The sequence below is a fragment of the Achromobacter sp. Root83 genome (genome assembly GCF_001428845.1).
GTDB lineage: Bacteria > Pseudomonadota > Gammaproteobacteria > Burkholderiales > Burkholderiaceae_B > Achromobacter.
The window spans coordinates 136,374-159,190 of the sequence record NZ_LMIU01000025.1; the positions used below are offsets into that span (position 1 = coordinate 136,374).

Sequence of the window (22,817 nt, forward strand, 5' to 3'; positions counted from 1 at the left end):
GCATTATTCTAGTCCGCGTCCCGCCACCAGCCAGCCCGCGCCCTCCTGCACCGCGCCGGCGACGCCCGCCAGATGCGGGTCGAAGGGATACGCCACCGCCGACACGATCTGGCATTGCACCAGTTGCGGATGCCCGGCGTTCAACAGGTACTGGACCCCGCCCGCCGGCGACGGCACGCGCAGCAGCAGCGTATCGCCCCGCGCCAGCCAGGCATTGCCCAAGGCCCGCGTGGCTGGCGCATCGGTCTGCCAATGGGCCGGCGCGCGGACCTCGCTCACTGCCTGCGCGGGCACGGCGACCTCAAGCAGGAAGTAGTGGCGCGGCAAGGCGCCAGGATGCCCGACCTCGGACTGCGCCAGCCGCGCGAACACGGCGGCGGCGGGCGTGGCGTCCAGGACGACGACGGGCGCGCCGGCGCCATGCCAGCGGCCCGCCGGCCGGGCCCGCGGCTGCAGGTCCTGGCTGTTGCTCAAGCGCCAGAGCGCGATCATGGACCGTTTCCTTCATCTATGTCGACGAGCCATTGCTCGATCATCGGGGCATACCGTCCGAATTGGCTGAGCAGCAGCGGCTCGCGCCCGTGCAGGCGGCGCTTGGGCTGGCACAGCCAAAGATGGGCAAGGTCGCGGTCGCCGAACACCAGTTCGGCCAGCCACGCGACCCGCAGCGCCCGGTGCAGCACGCGCAGGTCCGCCAGATCCAGGCCGTGCTCGCGGCCCGGATCGCGCCCCCGTCCGGAGCCGTTCTCCGGCACCAGCGGAAACCAGCGCCGGATTTCGCCGGCAAAGGTGATGCGCAGGGCCTGCAACAGCGCCGCCGCGCACTGCACGGTGTTGGGCGGCCCCATCCACCCCAGCGCCTGATGCAACCTGGCATCCAGCGCCTGCGTGACCGGAAGCGCCGCGCTGGCGGCGGCCCTGACGCCAGCCTCAGGGCGCGCGCGCGACAGCCGGGTTGGCCGCCTGGGCGGCCGCGGTTTGTTCGAACGCGGCATTGAGCGCCGCGCCATCGATGCTGACGGTGCCGGCATTCAACAAGCCCTCCAGATAGGCCCGCGCGGCCAGTTCCTGACGTTGGGTGCGCAGCGCCATGCGCAGCTCTTCCTTGACCTGCTCGAACGGCGCCACGCTGGCGGGGCGCACATCCGCCAGCTTCAGGATGTGGAAGCCCGCCGCGGATTGCACCGGCGCGGAGACCTCGCCGGCCTTCAACTGCTCGACCGCCGGCCGCATCTCGGGCGTCAGTTGGGCCAAGGGCGTGTAGCCGATGTCGCCGCCCTGCCCGCGCGTGGTCGCGTCCTGCGAGAAGTCGCGCGCCAGCGCGGCGAAATCGCCCTTGGGCGCTTGCGCGCGCTTGACCAGATCCAGCGCCTGCTTGCGCGCGGCGGCCACGGCGTCGGCGTCGCCCAGCGCGGCCGGCAGGAAGATCTGGCTGATCCGGTACATCGCGGGCTGCGCCAGTTGGGGCTTGGCGCGCTCATAGGCCGCCTGCAGATCGGCCTGGCCCGGGTAGTCGTCCGGCGCGCGGCTGACGGATTCCAGATAGCCCTGCAACAGGATCCGCTCCTGCGCCGCCTGGAATGCGCGCTTCTGCTCCGGCTGGTCCTGCCAGCCTTGCGCGCGCGCCTGTTCGATCAGCGCCTTTTCGGCCAGCCTGGCGCGCAGCCACTGGTCCAGCCCGGCGCGGTTGTCCTTGAGCTGGGCCAGCGACTGCGGCGGCAGGGCCTGCAACTGGCGCAGCAACTCATCGCGATCCACCTGCACGGCGCCCAGCGTCGCGATGGCGGGCGCCTTGGGGGGCGCGGCCGACGGCGCGGGCGCGGCCGCAACGGGCTTGGCGGCGGCCGGGACCGGCGCCGCCACGCTGCTTTGCGCGTCGTTGCCGCGCATCAGCGCCACCGCGCCGGCCAGCACGGTGACCGTCAGGACGGCGCCGGCCACGCGCAGGGCCGTGGGGGATTTCAGGATCGTAGACATAGTCGGAACCCGCCTAGTTCGCCACCGCGTCGGCGGCGGCTTCTTCTACGCGCGCCTCGGCGGGATCGCCCGCTTCAGCCGCGGAGGCATCGTCTTCCGCTTGCGTGGCGGCGTTGGCGCGCAAGAACAGCAGGAACTCCTGCAACAGCCGGTCCCACAGTTCGGTGGTGGCGCGCAGGTAGGTCTCCGACACGCCGCCGGCCACGATCACATCCAGCTCCAGCACCAGGAAGGCGCCTTGCACGGACAGGCGCGCGAAGCGCTTTTCCACGTTCCAGCGCTCTGCCAGGCCCGCCGGCAGCTCGCCCTGCACGCGCAGCGCGCAGCTCAGCGTGTAGTCCAGATACTGGCCGTCCTGCTGGCCGGGATTGCCCATGCGGGCCGCGAAGCCCACGCCCTGGCTGGCGCTCAGCAGCTGCACCATGCCGTTCTGTTCGGACAGGGTCACGCGGTAGCCCATCGATTGCAGCAATTCCTGCAGGCGCTCGGCGTTCACATCAAGAATCAGGCTGGATTCGGTCATTCTGGTATTCCTGGAAAAAGAGATGAAACAGTCTTGTCAGATTAGGGTTTGGAGGTTGCAGCAGCTTGACTCCGCGGAACCTGCGCGTCATACAGCTTGTCGCCGTACGCTTGCGCCTGTTCCTCGAACCGGACCCGGGCCTTGCCCGCGAAAGGCTGCTTGATGGCCAGGATGTCGCCCGTGCTGATGCTTTCGTAGGCGTGCAGGATTTCCTTGCCGGCCTCATACATGTCGCGGTTCCTGGCCACGCAGACCTTGACCTCTTCGTCGCGCTGCGCAAGGTTGCGGGCCAGGGCCTGGCGCTCGGTATCCTTGGCGCGCGCCAGGGTCAGGAGCTCGTCGTACGCGCCCTTGAACTTGCCGAGCTGCGCGTGGGTCGCCGCGACCTGCGCCTGCGCGCTTTCCATCACGGCCTCCTGTTGGCCGGCCAGCTTGTCGGCCTGCCCGCGGGCCTGGGCCAACTGCGCGCGCAAGGTTTCCAGCTCTTTCTGCGCGGTGTCGCGCTGCGCCTCGGCGGCCGCCTTGGCCGCGTTGACCTGCGCCTGCTCGCTCTGCAGTTGGGAAAGCTGCTGGGTGGTGCTGCGCAGTTGAGCGCGCAGGCGTTCCTCCATGCTTTCCGCCTGCGCGCCGCTGGTCAGCGTCAGGCCGGCCGCGCACAGGGCCACGGCGGCGGCAAGCCGCCGGTTGCGCCCCGCCGAAGACGGGTGACGGGATTCATCCCATACGATGTGCATGTCCATGGCCTCAGAACCTGGCGTTGATCTCGAACTGCATGGTGTCGATGGCCAGGGGCGGACCGTAGATTTCCTTGGTGCTCATCCAGCGGAAGACGCCGTAGACGTTCTTGTCGAAGGCATAGCCGCCGCCGATGTAGTAGCCGCGCGCATTGGTGCCGCCCTGGTGGAACGAGGAATCATTGAACGCATCGGGCAGCGCGTCCGGCTGGATGTACTTGTAGCCGACGAAGGCCAGCCAGTCGCCCTTCTCTTTCAGGTCGTACGAACGGCCCAGCGTGGCTTGCAGCATCCAGGCATTGGGGCCGCTTTCGATGTCGCCGTTCTCGCCGAAGTTGTTGACGATGTAGCCTTGCGACCGGCTCATCATCTTGCTCTTGCTGTAGGCCAGGTTGCGGATGTAGTTGCCGTTCAGGCGCAGGCCCAGGCCGTCGAACACACGGGTGTCCCAGCGCATGTTCAGGTCCAGCAGGTCGAATTTCGACGCCAGGCCCACGAACTGCGGTTGCGGCGTGTTGGCGGGATCCAGCGGGTTCGGCGCGATGTTGCGCAACAGGAACAGCGTGTTGCCCTTCTGCATGAAGGCGGGACGCGACCAGTCGGTGTCGCAGTTCTCGTCGCCCGCCCAGGGCGAGCAGGAGCTGGACCGCTGGCCCGCGATGTTGTCGAAATGGTAGTAGGCAACCGCGCCGCGCAGGCTGTTCTGGCTGTTCACCTTCCAGTCGGCGCCCACCTGCGCACCCAGCAGCCACTTGTTCTCGCTGCTGCCTTCGGACATCGAACCCGAGTTCCAGCCGTTGTTCGCGTATTCGGTCGCGAAGGCGCCCAGGGTGCCGAACAGCGTGACGTCGCGGCCTTGCAGCGGATGCTTGAAGATCGCCGCGACACCGTCGAAGTTCAGGTCGTTGGAGAACAGCGTGTCGGTGGATTCGAAGGGATTGGCGATGCGTCCGCCCGTGACGGTGGCCCACTTGGCCGGGCGGTACGTCAGGTAGGCCTGGTCCAGCCAGATATCCTTCTTGCCCATGCCGCCGCCCAGGGTCTGGGTGGTCGACACCGGGCTGTCGTCGCTGCCGGTGGCCAGCCGGATGCCGGCCGTCCAGGCTTCGGAGATATCGGCGCGCACGCCAAGGCGGGCGCGGATGCGAAGCTGGTTGCGGCGGTCCTGCCGCGTGTTCAGCATCGGCGGGTAGGCGGTGCTGGTGTCGGGGTTGACGTCGTACGGCCCGTTCGCATTGAGCTTGGCGAAATCGGTCATCTCGTTGCTGTTGTTGCCGTTGTAGAAGCGCGATTCGTCGCGCACCCGCACGTCGCCTTCGACCGTGATCCGCGACACCCAGTCCGGGAAGGTATTGGGTTGCGCCCAGTTCTCTTCCTTGGCCTGCACCATGACTTCGGCCTTGACCTCGTCACGGATCTGGTCCCGCACCGTCTGGGGAATGTAGGGCACGCGCACGTCGCCCGCCTGCGCCACGGCCGCGCCGCGATCGGGCGTGGCCTGGCGCGCGGTCTTGGCTTCGGCCTCGGCCTGCGCGACCAGCGCGTCGGCCTGTTCGGGCTTGAGCACGCCTTGCTGCACCAGCAGGCGGATCAGGTTGATGGTGGCGTTCTCGGACGGCGCGGGCGCGGCGTGCGCGGGCAGCGCGACAGCGCCCGCGGCCAGCGCCAGCGATGCCGCCAGCCGGTTCAATTGGAACTTCATTCTGTAATCACTCCGGGATCGGTTGGATTCGTGGGTTCAGGAGGGGCGGCGGCCGGTCAGCGACGCGCGGATCGGCATGTTGGCCGACGCCGGGGGACGCTCGTCCAGCCCCGGCACGGCGCGCAGGGCCGCGACCACTCGGGCGTCGACGTCGGGATCGCCGCTGCCGCGCGTCAGCTCCACCCGCGTGATCTGCCCGGACGCCGTGAGCCAGATGTTGGCTTGCAGGCGGAAGGTCAGATTGCGGGTGCGCTCGTCTTCGCGCAGGATCTTTTGCAGCGCGTAGGCCAGGTACTGGCTGTAGGTGGCATTGCCCGCGCGGCCGCCGCCGCCGCCGGCCATGCCCTTGCCCTGGCCGGCGCCGATGTTGAAGGCGTCGCTGCCGGCCTGCGCATCGCCGTCGATCTGCATCGGATTGGCCAGGTCGTCGGCCGGGCGCGGCGGCGCCTCGTCCTGCGGCTTGGGCGGTTCGGGCGTGGGCTGCGGCTCGGGCTCCGGCGTCGCCACGGGTTCTTCCTTGGGCTGCTCCTGTTCCGGCGGCTTTTCGGGCTCGGGCGGCGGCGGAGGCGGCGGGGGCAGCGGAATGATGGCGGTGACCTTGGGCGCATCGCGCCGGACACCGGACATGTCGTTGGCCCAGCGCCAGAGCGCATAGGCAGCGACAGCCGCGGCCACCGCGATGGCCGCCAGCTTCAGCCAGCGGCGCGCCGGATGCTGCGTGCGCGAGGATTCGGATGCGTGTTGCGGCATGACGTTAGCCTCGGCCCCTATTGCGGCTTGCCGGTGACCAGCCCGACCTGCGCAAGCTCCAGGCGGCGCAGCAGGTCCAGCACTTCCACGACCTTCTGGTATTGCACGGCGGCGTCGCCGCGCACGATCACCGGAAAGTCGGGGTTCAGCGCCTTCTCCGTGCGCAGCCGGTCCTCCAGCTCGGGCAAGGTGACGGGGTAGGCGTCCAGGAAGACCTGGCCGGCGTCGTTGACGGAGATCGCCTTGGTCTTGGGCTGCGACAAGGCCATGGTGGAGCTGGCTTTGGGCAGGTTGACCTTGATGCCGGCGATCTGCGCGGTGGCGGTCAGGATGAACATGACCAGCACGACCATCAGCACGTCGACCAGCGGCGTGATATTGATGCCGTCCACGGGTGCGTCGTCGTCATCGTCCTGGGATGCGGATACGGAAGCCATGGATCCTCCTTATGCCTCGGCGGGCGCGGGTTGCGCATCGCGCACGGCCGGGCGGCTGCCCGCCTGCGCGCGTGCCGCGGGGTGGTGGGCGGCTTCCTGCGCCTGCGTTTCGCCATGCACTTCGGCCAGCCGGGTGACGAATTCGTCGACGAAGACGCGCATGTCGGCGCTGACTTCCTTGTTGCGCGAGACCAGGCGGTTGTAGCCAAACAGCGCGGGGATCGCGACGAACAGGCCCATGGCCGTGGCCAGCAGGGCGGCGGCCATGCCCGGCGCGATGGCGTTGATGTTCACATCGCCGGCCATGGCCGTGCCCAGGAACACCACCATGATGCCCAGCACCGTGCCCAGCAGGCCGATGTACGGCCCGCCCGCGATGGCGTTGGACAGCGAGCCCAGCTTCGAGCCCAGCACCTGATTTTCCTTGGTGCGCACGGCGTCCATGGATGCGCGGATGGCTTCGATGGTGGCCGCCGAGATCGAGCTGGTGTCGGCGCCCTGCGCGCGGCGCGTACGGATTTCATTGATGGCCACGCGGTACAGGCGCCAGAGCGAGGCATGTTCCAGGCGGCTGGCCAGCGCGGCGTCGTCGGCCAGCAGTTCCAGGCGCTGGCCGACCTTGGCGAAGGACTCGCGGAAGGTTTCGTTGGCGCGCGCCAGGCGAGCCACGTGGCGGCTCTTCTTGATCATGATGATCCAGGACTGCACCATCATCAGCACCAGCACGCCAATGATGATCCAGGCGTCGATCGGCACCGCCTTGAGCAGGAAGCCCATGCCGCCGAAGCCGAAGCCCGATTGCTCTTCGTCGGCGCCGTAGGCGACCAGGCGCGATTCCGCGCCTTGCGAGGCGGCGTCGGCATAGATCAGCGCGGCGGGACGGGCCACCTTGGACAGGCGCACTTCGTCGATGGCGCCCACGAAAGGCGCGTAGACCGGCTGCGCCGGAACGGCGGCTTCGGCCGGGCCTGCTGCCTCGGCGCCCGTCGCGGGGGCAGCGGCGCCCGCTGCGGAGGCCGCAGCCGGGACGGACGCGGCGGCGGGCGCGGGCACGTCGCCGCCCAAGGCTGCGACAGTGTTCAGCGGGGGCAGGCTGACGGCCAGCGACGCGGACGCGCGGCCATTGACGTACAGGTTGACCTGGCTGCCGTCGGCCGTCACGGCCAGGTGCTGCCACGCGGCCGGGGTCAGGGGCTGACCGGGCTGGCTGCGCTGGCCGTTGACCTCCACGAAGGGCACGCCCTGGCTGATGCCGATCAGCAAGGCGTTGCCGGCGTCGCGGCGCGCATAGACGAGCTGTTCGCCGGCCGGCTGGTCGGCGCGCACCCAGGCGCTGAACGTGAAGGCGCCCGCGGCGGGAAGCGCCAGCGAGGGACTGGCGGGCAGCATCAGCGGTGCCGTGCCGGCGAACTGGGCCGCGCGGCCGATCACGCCGTCAACAAGGCCGCCCGCCGGGGTCTGGGCGTGGTTGCTGTAGGCGGTGGTGTCGCGCGGCGGCGCCCCGGCCGCGCCGTCGAAGTGGTAGACCAGCGTGTAGTTGGGATCGAAGGTCAGTTGGCCGTTGGCGGATGCCGGCGCCTTCTGGTTGCCGTAGTACATCCAGATGTCCTGACGCTGGCCGTCGGCCACTTCAGGCACGTCCACCCACACCAGGGCCATGCCCAGCAGGGGATCGAAGGCTTCGAGCTGATGGTTCAGCACGGTCTGGTCGTCGGCCGCCACGAAGCGGATGTCGGCGCCCTTCTCGTTGATGCCGTCGAAGGTGAAGTTGCCTGTGTGCAGGCGCACCAGCAGCGGCGTGCGGCCGGCGGGGCCGCCCAGCGGCATGCCCTGCGCGGTGCTGTCGACGGTGATTTGCTTGCGGTACTGCCAGTCCGGCTGCCACCAGGCATGGGCGGCGGACGGCAAGACGCCGGCCAGCACGGTCAGTAGGAGCATCAATAAGCGTTGCATGGTCAAGACTCCGGGGTAAATACGGTTTCGCGTGCGCTCAGAAGCTGGCGCGGACGCTGAAGTTCAGGCGGGGATCGTGTTTGCGGGTGTTGGGGCCGTCCTTGAGCGGATAGCCCCAGTCGAATGAACCGGACAGCCAGTCCAGCACTTGCAGGCGGGTGCCCAGGCCGACGCTGGCCAGCGAGTAGCTCGCGTCCTGTTCGGGCAGCGGATCGCGCAGGCGCAGCGTGGCGGCGTCGGCAAAGGCGTAGAAGCGCCATTCGTTGACGTTGCTGCCCAGCCAGCGCGCGAGCGACGGCGTGCGCCATTCGACCGAACCCAGGAGGCCGTCGTCGCCGGTGCGTTCGGCGGCCAGGTAGCCGCGCACGCTGGTGGCGCCGCCGGCCGAGAACTGTTCGTTGGACACCAGCGCGCCCGAGGCAAGCTGGAACGAGCCGCGCAGGCCCAGCTGCCAGTCGCCGAACGCGTTCTGCGTGTGGCTGCCGTCACCGCGCAGCAACGCGAAACTGGGGCTGGCCATGTAGCGCTTGTTGTCGAAGTCCTGCCAATCGCTGCCCTGGTTGAAGAAGGAGCCGCTGGCGCCGACGATCGACAGGCCCAGACTGCTTTGCGAGGACTCGGAATAGCGGTAGCCGTTGTAGCCCAGCGTGAACGGCAGGTACTTGATGGGGATCTGGTCTTCGTTGCCGCCGAAGCGGGTGGCTTCGTCGAACTTCTTGTAGTCCAGGCCGACCGACAGCGAGTTGCTCCAGTCGCCTTGCGGCTCCATCGAGTAGGTGGCGGACACGCCAAACGAATGGCCCTTGCCCAGCACGTTGGTGCCGCCGATGGTGGCCACGTTGCTGTCGCTCTGATAGCCCGAGAACTGCAGGCTCCAGCGGCCGGACAGCGGCAGGGAATACGACCCGGACCAGACCTTGGCGTTGTCGGTTTCCTGCGGCGCCGTGAAGAAGGTCAGGCTGACCGAATGGCCAAGCTGCCACAGGTTGTCGTAGCCCAGCGACGCGGTACTGCGCAGGCGCGTGGTGTCGGCGCTGTAGTCGTTGTTCAGGCCCAGGCTGGCGTTCCAGGGGCTCTTGTCCTCGACCTTCAGGTCCACGTCCATGGTGCCGGGCATGCGGCCTTCCTTGACCAGCGGCACCACCTGGCGGCTGGCGCCCTTGTTCAGGCCGGTCAGCTCGGCCTGCGCCTGATTGAAGTTGGGCACCTCGCCTTCCTTCAGGGCCGGCACTTCGTCGCGGATCGCCAGCGGCGAATAGTGCTTGGCGCCCACGACGCGCACACGGCCGACCTTGGTCTCAGACACCTGCAGGAACACGATGCCGTCGGCCACCTGCTGCTCGGGCAGGTCCACGTACACGGACTGATAGCCGCGTTCCTGGTAGATGGCCTGCAAGGCCTCGCGCGCCGACTCGATGTCGGCCAGGGTGCGTTCCGGTCCCAGGTACGGGTAGACGGCGCGCTCGATGTCGCGCGCTTCCAGCACGGTGTTGCCGCGCACGATGTACTCATTGATGTTGACGCGGCGGGCGTCGGCCGGGGCCGCTTCCGCGGCCGCCGGGCTGGCCGCCGGAGCGCCGGCCGCCGGAGCGCCTTCCTGAGCCCAGGCGGTGTTGATGGCGACGGCCAGGACAATCGCTTCCGGCGCGCGGCGCAATATGGCGCGCAACGCGCTACCCCTACTTTCGAAATCATGCATAGCGATGCACTCAGTTCCTTGTGTGAAAACCGGTCTGGCACCGGCCGCTACCGTGCAGTTCGCTTGCGACAATTTCGTTACGGCTTTTCCCCGCAACCCCGCGACTACAGCTTCTGCTTGTTACTAGACGTACTGGGAAGGCGAAGACCGCGCGTTGTAAGAAAAACTTCATGAAAAAGAATCGCGGCGCGACCCAGCGGGGATTCTGGCCGGGCGACATGACGGCCGTACCGCAGCGGCCGCGCAATAAAAAAAGGCCGGCGAATCCGCCGGCCTTGCACATGACATGGGTGTGACTGCCGGCGGGACCGCCCGGCGGCCCCGCTACATCGCCAGCTTGCGCTGTTCCTCCACGCTGAGCTTCGCGGTTTCGCTCGCATCGAGCGCACCCGCGCCCAGCACCTGCACAGCGCTGGCGGCGTCGTACCTCGGAATGGCGGCGGCCGCGCCTGTCTGCGGCGCCGGGGCGGCTCCGGCCACGGGTTCCTCGCCATACCCCAGGATCTGCACATTGATCACCGAAGGCTGGTTCTGGCGCGCCGCGTTCTGCGCCCGCTGCGCCGAGTCCTGCGCCGCATTGACCGCGGAGGTCGCGGCGGCGCTGGCCGACGAGAGCGCCCCGGTATTCACCGACGCCGTCACCGGCACGCCGGTGCTTTCGCCCTGGACCTGGATGTTGGCCGCGTTCGCCACATGCAGGGCGCTGATGTTCACGCTGCCCGACACGCGGATGCCGGCCTCGCCCGCATCGATGGTGCCCAGCGGGGCGTACAGGTCGACGTCGCCGGCCGGCACTTCCGGCAGCGGCGCCAGCGTGGCGATGCCCGCGCCAGTGCTGGGCGCGTTGGGCGACAGCGTCACGTTGCCGAACGCGTCGTAGACGCGCTTGGGCGGGGTGTAGAGCACGGTGGTCTTCGATCCCCGGCCCGCGTTGATGTCGCCTTGCGACGACCAGGCGATGATGTCGCCGCCGAAGGTCGTCATCACCCGGCTCTGGCCCAGCAGGATATTGCCCAGCGCATAGAGCTGGATGCTGCCCTCGCCCTGCGTGATGATGCCGGCGCTGGCTGGCGGCGCCACGCCTTCCACGCCGAAGACCTGCTGGCCGCCCGGCGTCATCATCTGGATGTCGCCGCCGAAGATGCTGCGCACGCCCGCCCCGCCATACAGGGTGATGTCGCCCTGGTAGGCGCCAGGCGCCGTATCCGGGAACAGGGCGGCGATGGCCTGCCGGGCGCGCAGGTAGCTGCCGTTGCGCGGACTGGCCTTGTCGTTGTATTCGCGGCCGCCCGACCGCAGCTCGGCGAAGTACACCTCGCGGGCGAAGATGCGCTGCTGCTCGGCGGGCAAGGCCGCGAAGTAGGCCCGCGCATCGTCCGTGCTGCCGGCAAAGCCGTAGCGCTGCGTCAGCCACAGCAGCAGTTCGGCCTCGTAGGTCTTGAAGGCCAGGCCCTGGTCCACCAGCGGACGGCCGGGATCGGCCGCCTTGGACGGATCCAGGTAGTGCGCCAGGAAGCCCGCGTAGTCCGGCCCCTTGGCGCCCACGCCCGCCTGCACGGCGATGGATGCGCCGGCGCGATGGTCGCCGGGCATGACCGCGCCCAGGCTCGACACCGATGCGCGATCGGCCATCAGCACATTACGGCCTGCCGAGATCTCCAGCGTGCCGGGCCCGGCGACCTGGAACGAGCTGTACAGGATGTCGCGGCCCGCCGACACCCGCGACACGTCGCGCGCATCGCGGTGCAGGAACAGATTGCCAGTGGAGGTCGCTGAGGCGCCGCTACCGCCGAAGTTGTATCCGTTGGTGCTGGGAACCTCCGTGACCGTACCGATGTCGGTGCCCGAGGCCACGATGTCGCGTCCCGCCATCATCCAGACCGGCCCCGCGCCCTCGTACCAGGTCTGCCCCAGGTTCACCCCCTTCAAGACGGAAATCGTCTCGCCGCTGCGCAGTCCCACGATATCGCCGTCGCGGGCGTAGAAGCGCGTCACGCCGCCCGTGCCGCCCGCGCTTGCCGTGGGGGTGTCGAAGTAGAACAGCGGAAAGTAGGTGTTGCGGCTGCCGGAAAAACCGTTGACGCCCTGGTTGCTCAGGGACGGAACCTGCATGGCTTCCGAGCTGTACCCCGCAAAGGCCGGCGACAGCACCGTGGCCACGCTGGCGGGGTTTGCCCCCGACCGGTTGATGGCATAGCCGCCCGCGTAGATCGAGTCGCCCGCCAGGATTTCAAGCTGCCCGCGCGCGCCGGGCGCCAGCATCAGCGCGTACGGCAAGCCATTCGTCTCGCTGTTCAGGTAGCCCGCCGACAAGCCGGCGTAAATGCTGCCGTCGTAAGCCGTTGCCCGCAGGATCGAAGGGTAGAGATAGCGCGCGTCCGACGCCGACGTATTGCGCCCCGTCTGCAGCGCCAGGCCCTGCGCGCTGTGCGAGGTCTGGCGGCTGGGCGTCAGGTTGCCCCCGGCGCTGGACAATTCAATAGCCGTGTTCTCCGTCCACATCGAGAACCAGCTATAGCCGCCGCCATTTTGCAGCGTGCCGTCGCGCAGCCGGAATGGCGTGCTGTTCGGCAACGCGACGCGGCCCGGATCGCTGGCCCCGCCCACGACCAGGTCGCCGCGCGTATCCAGGCGGATGACCGCATCGCCCGGTATCAGCGCGAGGCCGCCCGTGGCGCTGGCCAGCGTGGACACGTAGGGGTCGTAGCCGCGGCTGTCCTTGGCGTCCTGCTGGTTGGCCAGGTTGCCGTATTGCAGGTCCAGCCCGCCGACCGCGCCGCCCGCCAATTGGACATGGCCGCGCAGATTGATCAGCGCGCCTTGCAGGTCGATGGCGGGATCGCCGTAGTAAGGCGTCGTCCCCCCGGTGAACGACACGCGGCCGCGCGCGCTCTGCGTGGGGTTCAGCCCCCCGCCGATGCGGATGTCGATATCGCCGCCGCCCGTCAGCGTCATGCCGCCGTCGGCCGCCACGCGGCCGGTGCTGCCCACCGCCACGACCAGGCCCTGGCCGCGCGGATTGCTGGCGGTACCGCGCGACTCGATGTTGCCGGCGTCGCCGTCCACGCGCACGCTCACATTGCCGCCGCCCAACGCGCCGAATCCCGTGAAGCCCACCAGCAAGGGCGTGTTGTCCTTGAAGGCAGAGGGTGCGCGCGCGTAGCTGCCGAAGTTGATCCACCATGCGGTATCGGTGTCGCCGCCATTGGCGGTGCCCGTCCCCTGGCGCCACAGCCAGTTGCCGATTCCCACGCTGGGGTCGATTACCCGTCCGTCATAGGCGCCGGCCACGGTCCTGCCCCACACGTCGCCGCGCAGCGCGCCGCCCGTGTACAGGCTCAGGTTGCCGCCCGCTTCCGGATACCACGCCTGGTAGCCGGCGCCGGCCGTCACGAACGGTTCGTACGTCGTTGCGTGGTCATCGCCCAGCACCGTGGCGCCGAAGCGGCCGCGCGCCAGCTGATAGCCGGGCGCAACATTGGCGGCCTGCGTGCCGGCCGTGTAGACGCCATAGGCGGACATCAGGCTGATATCCCCGCCCGCCGCCAGTTCCAGATCGCCCGTGCCAGTGCGCAGCACGCTGAAATTCTGCGAGTGCGCCAGGACGGAGGTCGTCTGCTTGTTCGCCACGCACTGGTCCGGGATGTCGGTGCAGACGCTGAGGTCCGCATCCGACACGGGCGTGCCCTCGGGGTACCCCCACCAATTGTCCTTGGCCCACAACCAGGGCGGCGGCGGCAGGCACAATCCCGGCACGGCATCGCACAGCCAGAGCAGATCGTCCGGCACCGGCTTGCCCGGCTCAAAGCCGGACTGTTCCCCTTCGGGACCCCACACCAGGGACGCGCCCTTCTGCAGGCTGGCGCTGTAGTGGGAGTCGGCCAGCGTCAGCTTGCCCGCGGCCGGTCCCGGCAGGACGCGGCGCGGATCGGCGGCGTCCAGGTCGGCGCCCGCCACCAGTTGCACCGACCACGACTGGCTGCCGGCGGGCAGCATCTGGGCCAGCGCCCAGTTGCGCCGCTGGTCCGCCGCGGTGCCGGGGCGCAGTTCCACATAGTCCGTGCCGGCGGGGAACACCAGCTTGGCCTCCGACGGAATCAGCGCGCCCTGCTTGAGCGTGATGGTGCCCGCCATCAGCAGCACGTTGGGCTCGTAGGCCTGCGTGGTGTGCAGATTGGGCAGGGCCAGGTTCGCCGGCCACGTGAATGCCTTCATCGCCGTGCCGCTGGTCAGCAAGGTGCCGGCGCCCAGGCGCGTATTGACGGGCAGATCCACCGCCTGCTTGAGGATGCTACCGGCGGCATACAGCAGTTGGCCGGACGCATCGCGCACGTCACCGGACAGCACCGTGCCGGCGGCCAGCGACAGCACCTGGTTCAGCGCGGCCTCGACCGGCAGGCGGGTGCCCGCCGCCAGCGTCGTCGCCTGCAGGGGCAAGGGATAGTTCAAGGTCTTGCCGCCCGGAAATTCCGTGCCCTCGGCCAGTTCTACACCGCCACGCGGCAGCACCACGTCGCCGCCGAAGGGCTGCGCCCCCGGCGTCAGGACCCAGCCGCTCTCGTCGTCCGGCGTCGCGGCCGGCGGCGCGAAGCCGTCGTTGATGCTGCCATAGACATCCAGGTTGCCCTTGGCGCGCATCGTCAGCGCGCCGACCTCGCCGGAACCGTACGCCCCCGTTACCGGAAAGCGGGGATTCAGGCTGGCATAGCGGTGGCCCGACAGGTCCAGGTCGCCCTGCACCACCAGGTCGCCATCGGCGGAATTGCTGACGATTTCCACGCCCGGACGCAGATGAAACACATCGCGATAGGCCGCATTGTTCAGGCCCGCCAGCTTGCCGCTCAGCAGGTTGCCGTTGGCCAGCGCATTGCCGATAAACAGCACGCTGTTGGCATGCTTGGCATCCAGGTAGGCCTGGTCGATGATCTGATAGTCGCGGCCGCTGGCCCGGTCCGCCGGGTCGCCCGGCCGGGCATCGTCATAGCGCTGCATCGCGACCAGCGCAATGGACTTGGCGCCGTCGATGACGAGCGGTCCGCGCGCCTCGATGGCGATGTCGCCATAGGTGGCCGCGGAACCCGGGACGGCGCCGCCATTGATCCCCGCATTGCCCGCCGCGTCGATGCGCGGCGCCAGCAAATCCAGCGTGCCACGCGAAGCGCCGTCGTGCTGCCCCGCCGCCGCGCCCGGCACGGCGGACGTGCCGTGGCGCAGGTCGATGCGCGCGCCGCCGGCCAGCGTCAGCACGCCACGGCCGGAATTCAGTTCGACCACGGCGCGGTTGGGCGCGTCGATGATCTTGCCGTAGCTGTCCACGCGCAGCACCGTGCCGTGTGCGTCCAGCACCGACGTCGCCGCCAGTGTCAGGCCGTCGCGCGCGGCCAGGCGGATGCGGCCCACGCGTTCGCCGCTGGCGTCCACCAGGCCGGCCACGGTCAGGCTGCCGCCGTCGATCGACAGGTTGATGTCGTTGGCGCGCAGCGCGTTGCCGATGGTCAGGCTGCCCTGCTTGATCTGGAAGCTGCGCGCGCCCAGCACGCCGCCGTCGTTCAGCCGCTGATTGAACGCGTCGAAATCCGCGTTCAGCGCGCCGGCGGCGCCCAGGTGCTGGGCGCGGACGTCGACGCTGCCCGCGCGGTACGGAACCAGGGTGCCGCCCGCGTCGTAGCGGCCGGTGGCAGTGCCGGCGATGCGGCCCTGCAGATCCACCGTGCCCGCCGCCACGGCCAGGGCGTCGGCCCGCAGTTGGCCGGCATTGTTTTCCTGCGCGGAAATGTCGATAAGCGATCCGGCTTCCTGGCGGATATTGCCCAGGCTGCTTTCCAGGATCACATCGCCGCCCCAGCTATAGCGCGTCACATCGTTGAATGCGACGGCGCGGCCCGCCACGTCGACATGCGAGGCGCCCGTCAGCATCACGCCGTCTCGGCCGGCCAGCGTCAGCTTGCCGCTGGGCAGCACGATCCTGCCGTCGACCAGCACGTTCGACGCGGTCAGCGTCAGCTCCGCACCCAGGTCCTGCACGGCCGCCGCCGCGGGCGCGCCCGCCGGCGCGGATACGCGCAGTCCGCCGCCCGCCGTGATCCGGTTGACGGAACCCGCCTCTCCAGTCAAGAGGGGCGTGTTCAGCGTCAAATTGCCGCCGCTGTAGGTGTAGCCGCTGCCACTGACATAGGCGCCCTGCGACTGGTACACGGTCAGGCTGCCCCGATGATTCGAGGTAATGCGTTCGGTGGCGTTCAAATTCACATTGGCGAAGCCCAGCGCCAGGCGGGCGTTGTCCTCCGTGCCGCTCGGCTGCGCACCCTGGCCGTAGCCGAACTCGATGCGCTCCGCATCCACGCGCAGCGTTCCCGCACCCGTGCCCGCGCCGCCCGTCACCACCGCGCCCGGCGCTTGCGTCGCGCCGTTCCAGATCAGGTTCTGCGTGCGGATGCTGGCCTCGTCCCCGGCTTCGCCATAGCCATAAATGGCGGGCGTGCCCAACGCCAGCGTGGCCAGGCTGTACTTGCCCGTGACCGGATCGCGCGTATCCAGCGCGGCGGTGCCGTAGAAGTTCATGGCGTCGCGCGCGGTCAGCGTCAGGACTTCCAGCGCGGGCGCGCCGGCGCTGGTGTCGCCGCGCAGCAGACGGGTCAGGATGTCCTGGTTCAGCGTCAGCCCGCCAGGCAAAAGCCCGCCTGCGGCGGCGCGCGCCAGCGCGTCCGTCGTGCCCACATTGACCGCGCCGACAGCCAGCGTCAGGTTGCGGGTGCCGTAACGCACCTGTTCGCCCAGGTCGAACGCGCCGTTGGTGGCGGCGGCGATCGTGCCCTCGGAATACAGACGCGTCACACCCGCGCACGGCTGCGCCGCGCAAGTGCCGATACGGATGCCGCCCGATGCCAGCGCATCCGGCGCCAGCACGTCCAATCGGCCGTTCGACACGGCCAGCAAGCCGCCCAGGCCAGGCTGGAAGGCATAGCCGCTGGCCGAATCCACCGATGGCGCGCCTCGGCCCAGCGTGGAAATGCCAGCGCCCGCCTCGATCTCGATCGTCCGCGACGAGATCATCACTTCCGGCGCGGCCAGTTGCGCGCCGGCCCGCAGCACTGCCTCGGTGGCGACGCCCTGGAACGTATAGAAGCGTCCGCCCTGCCCATACTGCACCACCGGCAGGGCCCCGATCACCAGGCGGCTGGCGCCCAGCGCCGTCAGCGCATCCGCGCCCACCGACACGCCGGCAAAGCCCGCGGTAGGCGCCTGCCCCGCCGCCAGGATTTCAACCAGGGTGCTGCCGCCGTTGAGCGCGGCGGCGCCGCCGAAGCCGCCCTGCGCGGCCTTGAAGTTCGCCAGGCCCTCGAAGCTGAGCGCCTGCCCGTCCTCCGAACCCGCGTGAATCGCAAGGCGAAGGGTGCGCGCGTCGGCCGGCAGCATGGCGCGCGGCACGCCGCGCGTCACGGCATCCGCGCGCACAAAGCCGGCGTAGCTCATCTCGTTGTATTGCGAATAGGTGCGCAGCACGTTCGCCGGCGTCAGGATCACCGAACGGGCCAGGCTGTCCGCCACGCCCGTGCCGGCCGTGGAGAGCGTGCCGCTGGCCGCCCACGACTGATTGCGCATCCGCATGGGCGCAATGGCCGCGCCCGCGGCCGCCCCGCCATTGAGCTCGACGCGGAACGCGCCCGGCAGCAAGGCATAGGTGGACGGCATCAGCGTGTAGGTGCCTGCCGGCAGACCGGGCACACCCGCCCCCAGCGTGATCTGCCGACCCACGCCCGGCGTCGACGCGCCGGCCTCGCCGCCTGCCGGCGCGTAGCCCGGCTGCACGCCCGGCACGATCGCGTAGACGGGATTGCTGGCCAAGCCAGGCAGCGTGAAGCCGCCATTCGGATTCATGCGGACCAGCGGCGCATAGCGCGCGTCGGTGGAGCCGCCGCGGCCAGAAACGAAGCCCGCGCCCGTCAGTTCGCCGCCGCCGGACAGATCCAGCACGGACCCCGGCAGCGCATCCACGTCGCGGAACCCGAACGTGATGCCGGTGCGCAGCGTGGCGCCCGACTGCAGGCCGGTTCCTCCCCCCACGCCCACCAGCGAGACCTCCGAGCCCTTGAACTTGTATGACACGCCGTCGGTCGTGCCGCCGTAAGGCATGACCAGACCGGCGCCGCTGACCGACGTGATGCTGCCCGGCAGCAGGACCAGGCGTTGCGTGCCCCGGGTGGCGCCCATGTCTCCCAGCTCGATGGCCCCCAGCGGCGCGCGCAACACGCCGCCCTGTTCCACATTGGCGGCCGACAGGCGCAGCGTGCCGAACGCCGAATAAGGGGTAGCCAGCAGCGCGTTCTCGTGCCGCCCGACACGCAGTACGCGGTCCGGATCGTGAATCTGGGTGCCGGACACCGGGTTGCGCGTGTACCCGGCCATCACCTCGGCCTCGGCGCCCGTGTCCGGGTAGATCTGCGCGGCGATCAGTTCCAGGTCGCCGCGGGTCCAGACGCGCGTGCGCGGCTCGTTATCGTTGTGGGCCAGAAAGCGCATATCGCCGCCGCTGTCCAGCACGACGCGGTCAAAGCCGGAACGCTGCACGGCCAACGCGCCGCCCACGCTACGGTTGATGGAACCCTGCGTGCCGAAAGACAGGCTGTTGCCCATTTCCAGCAGGTTGCCGGCGCGCACGGTGAAGGTGCCTTCGCCGACGTCGATCGCGTCGCCAAACATCACGCGCGGCCGGATCACGCCATTGGTGGAGAAGTATTCCCCCGGGCCGGACAGGCGCACGTACGACGCCGCCAGGTTCACGCGAGTCCGGGCATCCGCCTGCGGCGCCAGCGAATAGGCGCCGGCATACAGCCGCAGGCTCTGGCCCACGGCAATGTCGACGTCGCCGTCGAATGACATCAGGCCATTGGACAGCAGCCCCAGATGGTCGAAGCCCCCGCCCGCCAGCAGGCGCGCCGCGTCCAGGCGCGTTTGCCCATAGCGCAGGCCCTCGGCGGCCTCGCCCGGCTGCAGGTCGGCGCCCAAGGCGCTGCCAACGCCCGCCGCCAGCACCAGCTCGCGCGGCACCTGCACCGCCTGGCCCGCCACGCCCTCGCCCCAGGTCCGGTACAACGGCGTCTCCAGCGCGATGTCCAGCGCGCCGCCCGAGGCGTTCGCGCCGCCCGCGCGCGCGATGAACGTCCCGTCCAGGTGCAGCCCGTTATACGAGCTGAGCGAAATGCGGCCGCCATCGCGGTTCAGTTGTACCGGGCCGACCCCGTTCACGTCCACGGTCGCCCCCGCGCCGGACGCGTCCAGCACCGCGCCGGGACGCACGATCACGTAGGCATCGGCGGACGTCGCGGTGGCCCGGTCGTGATCGATCTCGCCGCCGATCACGATGACCCCGCCCGCGTCGGCCACGCCGTAACGGCGGCCACGCGTGTCCACGCCCGTTTCCGCGCGCCCGGCCACGTCCAGCACCGCCTGTTCGCCGATCCAGATCGACCGGTCATGCACCTCGCCGTTGGCGATTTCCCCGGATTCGGCCACATCGATCTCGCCCAGGCGAAGCTGGCGGATATCGATCTTGCCGCCCGCGGCCGTCAGGGCGCCCAGCACCGTGATCTGGCCCGCGCCGCGCAACTGGATGGTCTGCCCGGGGTCCACGTTTACCCGCGCGCCGCGGCCGATGACCAGCGCCGCGTCGACATCGACGCCCACCAGCGAGAGGCTGCGGCCGCTTTGCAACGACAGGCTGGCGCCACGCCGCTGCGTGACCGTTCCCGCCAGCGGATCGTGCTGATAAACGGAGGGCAGCCAGGTTTCCAGGACGGCGGACGGATCCGTGCCGGCCGGCAGCCTGTCCGCGCCGGCCACGGGGCGGTACACCGGCATCAGCACGTCGATGCGCGCGTCTTCCGCCACCTCCACGCCGTTGCGGCCGATCACTTCGTAGCGCGCATAGCCTTGCCGAAAGAACGGCGCATCCAGCGTCAGCACGCCGGCCTTATCGTCTGCCTTGAGGCTCGCTTCAACGCCCGCTGCAACGCCCGTTTGCGGCGCGCCAAGCACGACCTTGCCCGCCGTGACCGCCAGGGTGCCGCCGCCTTCCACGCCATAGCCGCGGAGCGTCGAACCCAGGACCAGACGGCCGCCGGCCTCCGTGCCGTCGGCGATGGATTCCACCGTCGTGTTGCCGCCCTTGCCGCCCGCCAGCTTGCCATTCGTGCGCAGCAAAGCCCCCGAGCTCACGTCGATCACGCTGCCGGCTTCCAGCAGGATATCCCCGGTGCTGCGCAGGGACACCGTTCCACCGTTCAGGTAGGGCATGCCGCCGGTCAGCTCGGGCGACATCGCCAGGTTCGACCACAGGCCCGCGGCATTCAGCCGCGCACGCGCGCTCAGCGCAATCCCATCACCCGCGGCGGTTGCTCCGGAGTACATATCGGCCGGTCCGGCCGAGGAGGCCTGCATCAGCGCATTGCCCAGACGGATGGTGCCCGCGCGCGCGGTCAGCGTGGCGTCCACCGACACCTTGCCCGCGTACAGCGTGATGTCGCCCGCCGGCGCCACGGTCAGATCGGACTGCACCGCGATTTCGTCGGCGGCGATCCTGATGGCGCCCAGCCCAAAGCCGTTCAGCCGCGCCGTGTCCAGATGCAGGATCCCCACGCGGTCCTCGGGCAGCGCGGTATTCAGGTCCAGGCCGGCGGCGATCGCCGCCGCGCGGTCGGACAGCACGACCTGCTCGACCGTATCGTCGTTCGGTCCCAGGACGTATTGCAGCGCGCCGGTGGCCTTGACGTAAAAGGGCCGATAGACGCCCACGACCAGTTGCGCGCCGCGCGCCGCGGCGCGTTGCGATTGCTGATAGCCGTCCAGGCCGGCCTGCGGCGCGCTGCTCTGGCGGTCTCCCTGGAAGGTCTGGCCGACGAGCTCTCCTTCCAGCACGGCGCTCTTGGTGCTGATGAGCACCCTGCCCGCGTCACGGCCGACGGTATAGCCGGTCTCGAAGCGTTCGCGCGGCGCAATCAGCGGATTGTAGAAGTAGCGCGTATGGCCCCAGCGCTGGCTTTGCGCCTCGTACCCTTTGTACAGGCCCGTGTAGGCCAGGTCGCCCGGCGCGCGCGATGCCTGATACAGCCGGCCGTCCGCGCCGCGCAGCCAGGTCTGCCGGATCATGCCGTCCTGCACGTCCAGCGTGCCGCCCGACACGTTGATCTGCGAACCGGCGCGCGTCACGACGTCGCCGCCCGTGAACTCCACGTTGCCGCCCTGAGCCATCCATTCGTTGATGGCGTGTCCCTGCGTGCCCAGGTAGCCACTGACTTCCAGCAGGCCGCCGGCCGTATACCAGCGGTCCGTGGCGTAGCCGTTGGTGCCCGCCGGCACCAGCACCAGATCGCGCGCGTCCACCCAGATGTCGTTGTTGTTCAGCTTGGCGCTGTCCCGGTTGACCGGCGAATCGCGCTGCTCGCTGCCCTGCACATTGATCTTGACGTTGTTGTTTTCCATCGCCACGGGCACGCCCACCGCGCCCGCAACGTCCAGGATCGCGCCGTCCCGCAGCAGGGTGCGCCGCGTGGCCTGCACCGCGATCTGGCCGCCGGTGGCCAGGGTGATGGACCCGGACGCGAAATCCACCGTTCCCGAACTGCTGATCTCGACGCGCGACAGCTCGCGGCGATCGGCGCCGGCCGCCGCCAGCGGCGCGTCGGTCTGCGGCGTCACGGGCACGCGCAGGCCGTCACGCTGGCTGTCCAGCGCCAGGGCGCCGCTGCGGTCCAGAAGGATCGCGGTGGTGCTGCCGGCGGCCAGGGTGATCCTGCCGTCCGTGCCCGCCGCATTCAGATGAACCGTGCCGCGGGTATCTACGGACGTGCTGGACAGCAGCACACCGCCCTGCACGACATCGCCGCCCGTCAGCGTCACGTCGCCCAGCGACGCCTGGATAAGGCCCGTGTTCTCGACGCGGCCGGGCGTGCCGGCGGGCGTCACTTCGTTGCCCTTGGTGGTGGACGCCACGTTGCCGGACGTGCCCTGGCCCCGCCTGATCACGAAACTGTCGCCCGCCGCCAGCAGCGCCTGGCCGCCCGGCGTGTCTATCGTGCCGGCGTTCGACGCGTCCTTGCCCAGCAGCAGCACATAGCCGCCGCCCGAGGTGGACGTCTTGGACGCCGCGGTCTGGATGACCGCGCCGGCCTGCACCTCGATGCGCCCCAGCGCGTCCGTGAACGTGGGCTGCGCGCCATTGTCCGCATACAGGCCCTTGTCGCGGAACTGCTGGTCGCCGATGTCGGCCGCCGCCGCCACCAGGTTGCGCACATTGACCTGGCTGGTGCCGGTGAAGATCACGCCGTTCTGGTTGACCACCAGCACCGTGCCGTCCGCCTTGATCGCGCCATGGATCTGGCTGGGCTTGGCCGACGCGCCCACCACGCGGTTCAACACCGCGTCGTCCGCGCCCTGCTTGAACTGCACCGTGGTGTTGCGGCCCACGTTGAACGTGTCCCAGTTCAAGATCGCCCGCGACTGGGTCTGCTCGATGGTGACGACCTGCCGGCCGTTTTCGACGCCAGAACTGGCGGCCTTGGCGCCTTCCCATTTGGCGAGCGCCCCTTCCGCCGCCCACAGCCCCCCTTCGACGAGCCCGTCGGGCACGCCGCCGCCGTTGCCCGCCGCGGCGGCCGCGCGCGCGGCGGACTGCGCCGCCTGCTGCGCGGCCACGGCCGCCGCCGTGCGGTTCAGGTTGTCCAGCGACTTCTGCAGCGTCTGGCGCGCCTGCTGCTGCTGGCGGGCACTGCCGCCGATGCCCGCCGGGCTGCCGTTGGGCAGCCGGCCGGTGCGCTGCGCGGTGGACTGCACCGCGTTCTTGTCGGAGAACCAGCCAGGGCTGAAGGCCCGGGTCTGCGCATGGGCCGTGCTGGCGGCGCTGCCGGCGATCAGCAGCGCCGTCACGGCCTGGGACAGCGGCGTCGGCCGCCAGTTCATGCGCCCGCGCCGCGCCTTGCGCGCCATGTTCCTGTTTCCGCCCGTCTCCGACATCCGTGCCTGCATGATCGCCTTTCCTTGTTCCAAT

11 protein-coding genes are annotated in these 22,817 nt (G+C 69.7%); all 11 read right to left on the minus strand.

The annotated features are described in order from the left end of the window. Nucleotides 1-3: 3 nt before the first annotated feature. The 11 genes from ASE30_RS23800 to ASE30_RS23850 all read right to left on the minus strand — a co-directional run bounded on the left by ASE30_RS23800 (nt 4) and on the right by ASE30_RS23850 (nt 22,795). Nucleotides 4-492, minus strand: coding sequence for an RES family NAD+ phosphorylase (locus tag ASE30_RS23800; RefSeq protein WP_057286749.1), 489 nt, complete (start codon nt 490-492; stop codon nt 4-6). Continuing rightward, on the minus strand, nt 489-869 hold the full coding sequence (locus tag ASE30_RS23805; protein ID WP_235515336.1) for an antitoxin Xre/MbcA/ParS toxin-binding domain-containing protein: 381 nt from the start codon (nt 867-869) through the stop codon (nt 489-491). The genes ASE30_RS23800 and ASE30_RS23805 overlap by 4 nt, the downstream gene beginning before the upstream one ends. Before the next feature lie 61 nt (nt 870-930). Further along, nucleotides 931-1,977 (minus strand): peptidylprolyl isomerase, encoded by a 1,047-nt coding sequence (locus ASE30_RS23810; RefSeq protein ID WP_057286751.1) that lies wholly within the window; start codon nt 1,975-1,977, stop codon nt 931-933. A 13-nt stretch (nt 1,978-1,990) separates the two neighbouring features. Continuing rightward, a complete protein-coding gene (locus ASE30_RS23815; protein WP_057286752.1) occupies nt 1,991-2,500 on the minus strand; it encodes a YbjN domain-containing protein in 510 nt (169 codons plus the stop codon). Nucleotides 2,501-2,541: 41 nt separating this feature from the next. Beyond that, entirely contained in the window at nt 2,542-3,234 is a 693-nt protein-coding gene (locus ASE30_RS23820; RefSeq protein WP_235515337.1) for a DNA repair protein, read from the minus strand. Between the two features lie 10 nt (nt 3,235-3,244). Further along, nucleotides 3,245-4,936, minus strand: coding sequence for a putative porin (locus tag ASE30_RS23825; RefSeq protein ID WP_057286754.1), 1,692 nt, complete (start codon nt 4,934-4,936; stop codon nt 3,245-3,247). 36 nt (nt 4,937-4,972) lie between these two features. Continuing rightward, on the minus strand, nt 4,973-5,686 hold the full coding sequence (locus ASE30_RS23830; protein WP_057286755.1) for a TonB C-terminal domain-containing protein: 714 nt from the start codon (nt 5,684-5,686) through the stop codon (nt 4,973-4,975). 17 nt (nt 5,687-5,703) lie between these two features. Continuing rightward, nucleotides 5,704-6,123 (minus strand): biopolymer transporter ExbD, encoded by a 420-nt coding sequence (locus ASE30_RS23835; RefSeq protein WP_006222018.1) that lies wholly within the window; start codon nt 6,121-6,123, stop codon nt 5,704-5,706. A 9-nt stretch (nt 6,124-6,132) separates the two neighbouring features. Next, nucleotides 6,133-8,076: a DUF2341 domain-containing protein gene (locus ASE30_RS23840; RefSeq protein WP_057286756.1), complete on the minus strand. Its 1,944-nt coding sequence runs from the start codon at nt 8,074-8,076 to the stop codon at nt 6,133-6,135. Between the two features lie 37 nt (nt 8,077-8,113). Further along, the gene (locus tag ASE30_RS23845) at nt 8,114-9,775 is read right to left on the minus strand and encodes a ShlB/FhaC/HecB family hemolysin secretion/activation protein (RefSeq protein WP_057286757.1); all 1,662 of its coding nucleotides are present in this window, start codon (nt 9,773-9,775) and stop codon (nt 8,114-8,116) included. A gap of 324 nt (nt 9,776-10,099) precedes the next feature. Next, complete coding sequence (locus ASE30_RS23850; RefSeq protein WP_057286758.1) at nt 10,100-22,795, minus strand: filamentous haemagglutinin family protein; 12,696 nt, start codon at nt 22,793-22,795, stop codon at nt 10,100-10,102. Between the last annotated feature and the right edge of the window lie 22 nt (nt 22,796-22,817).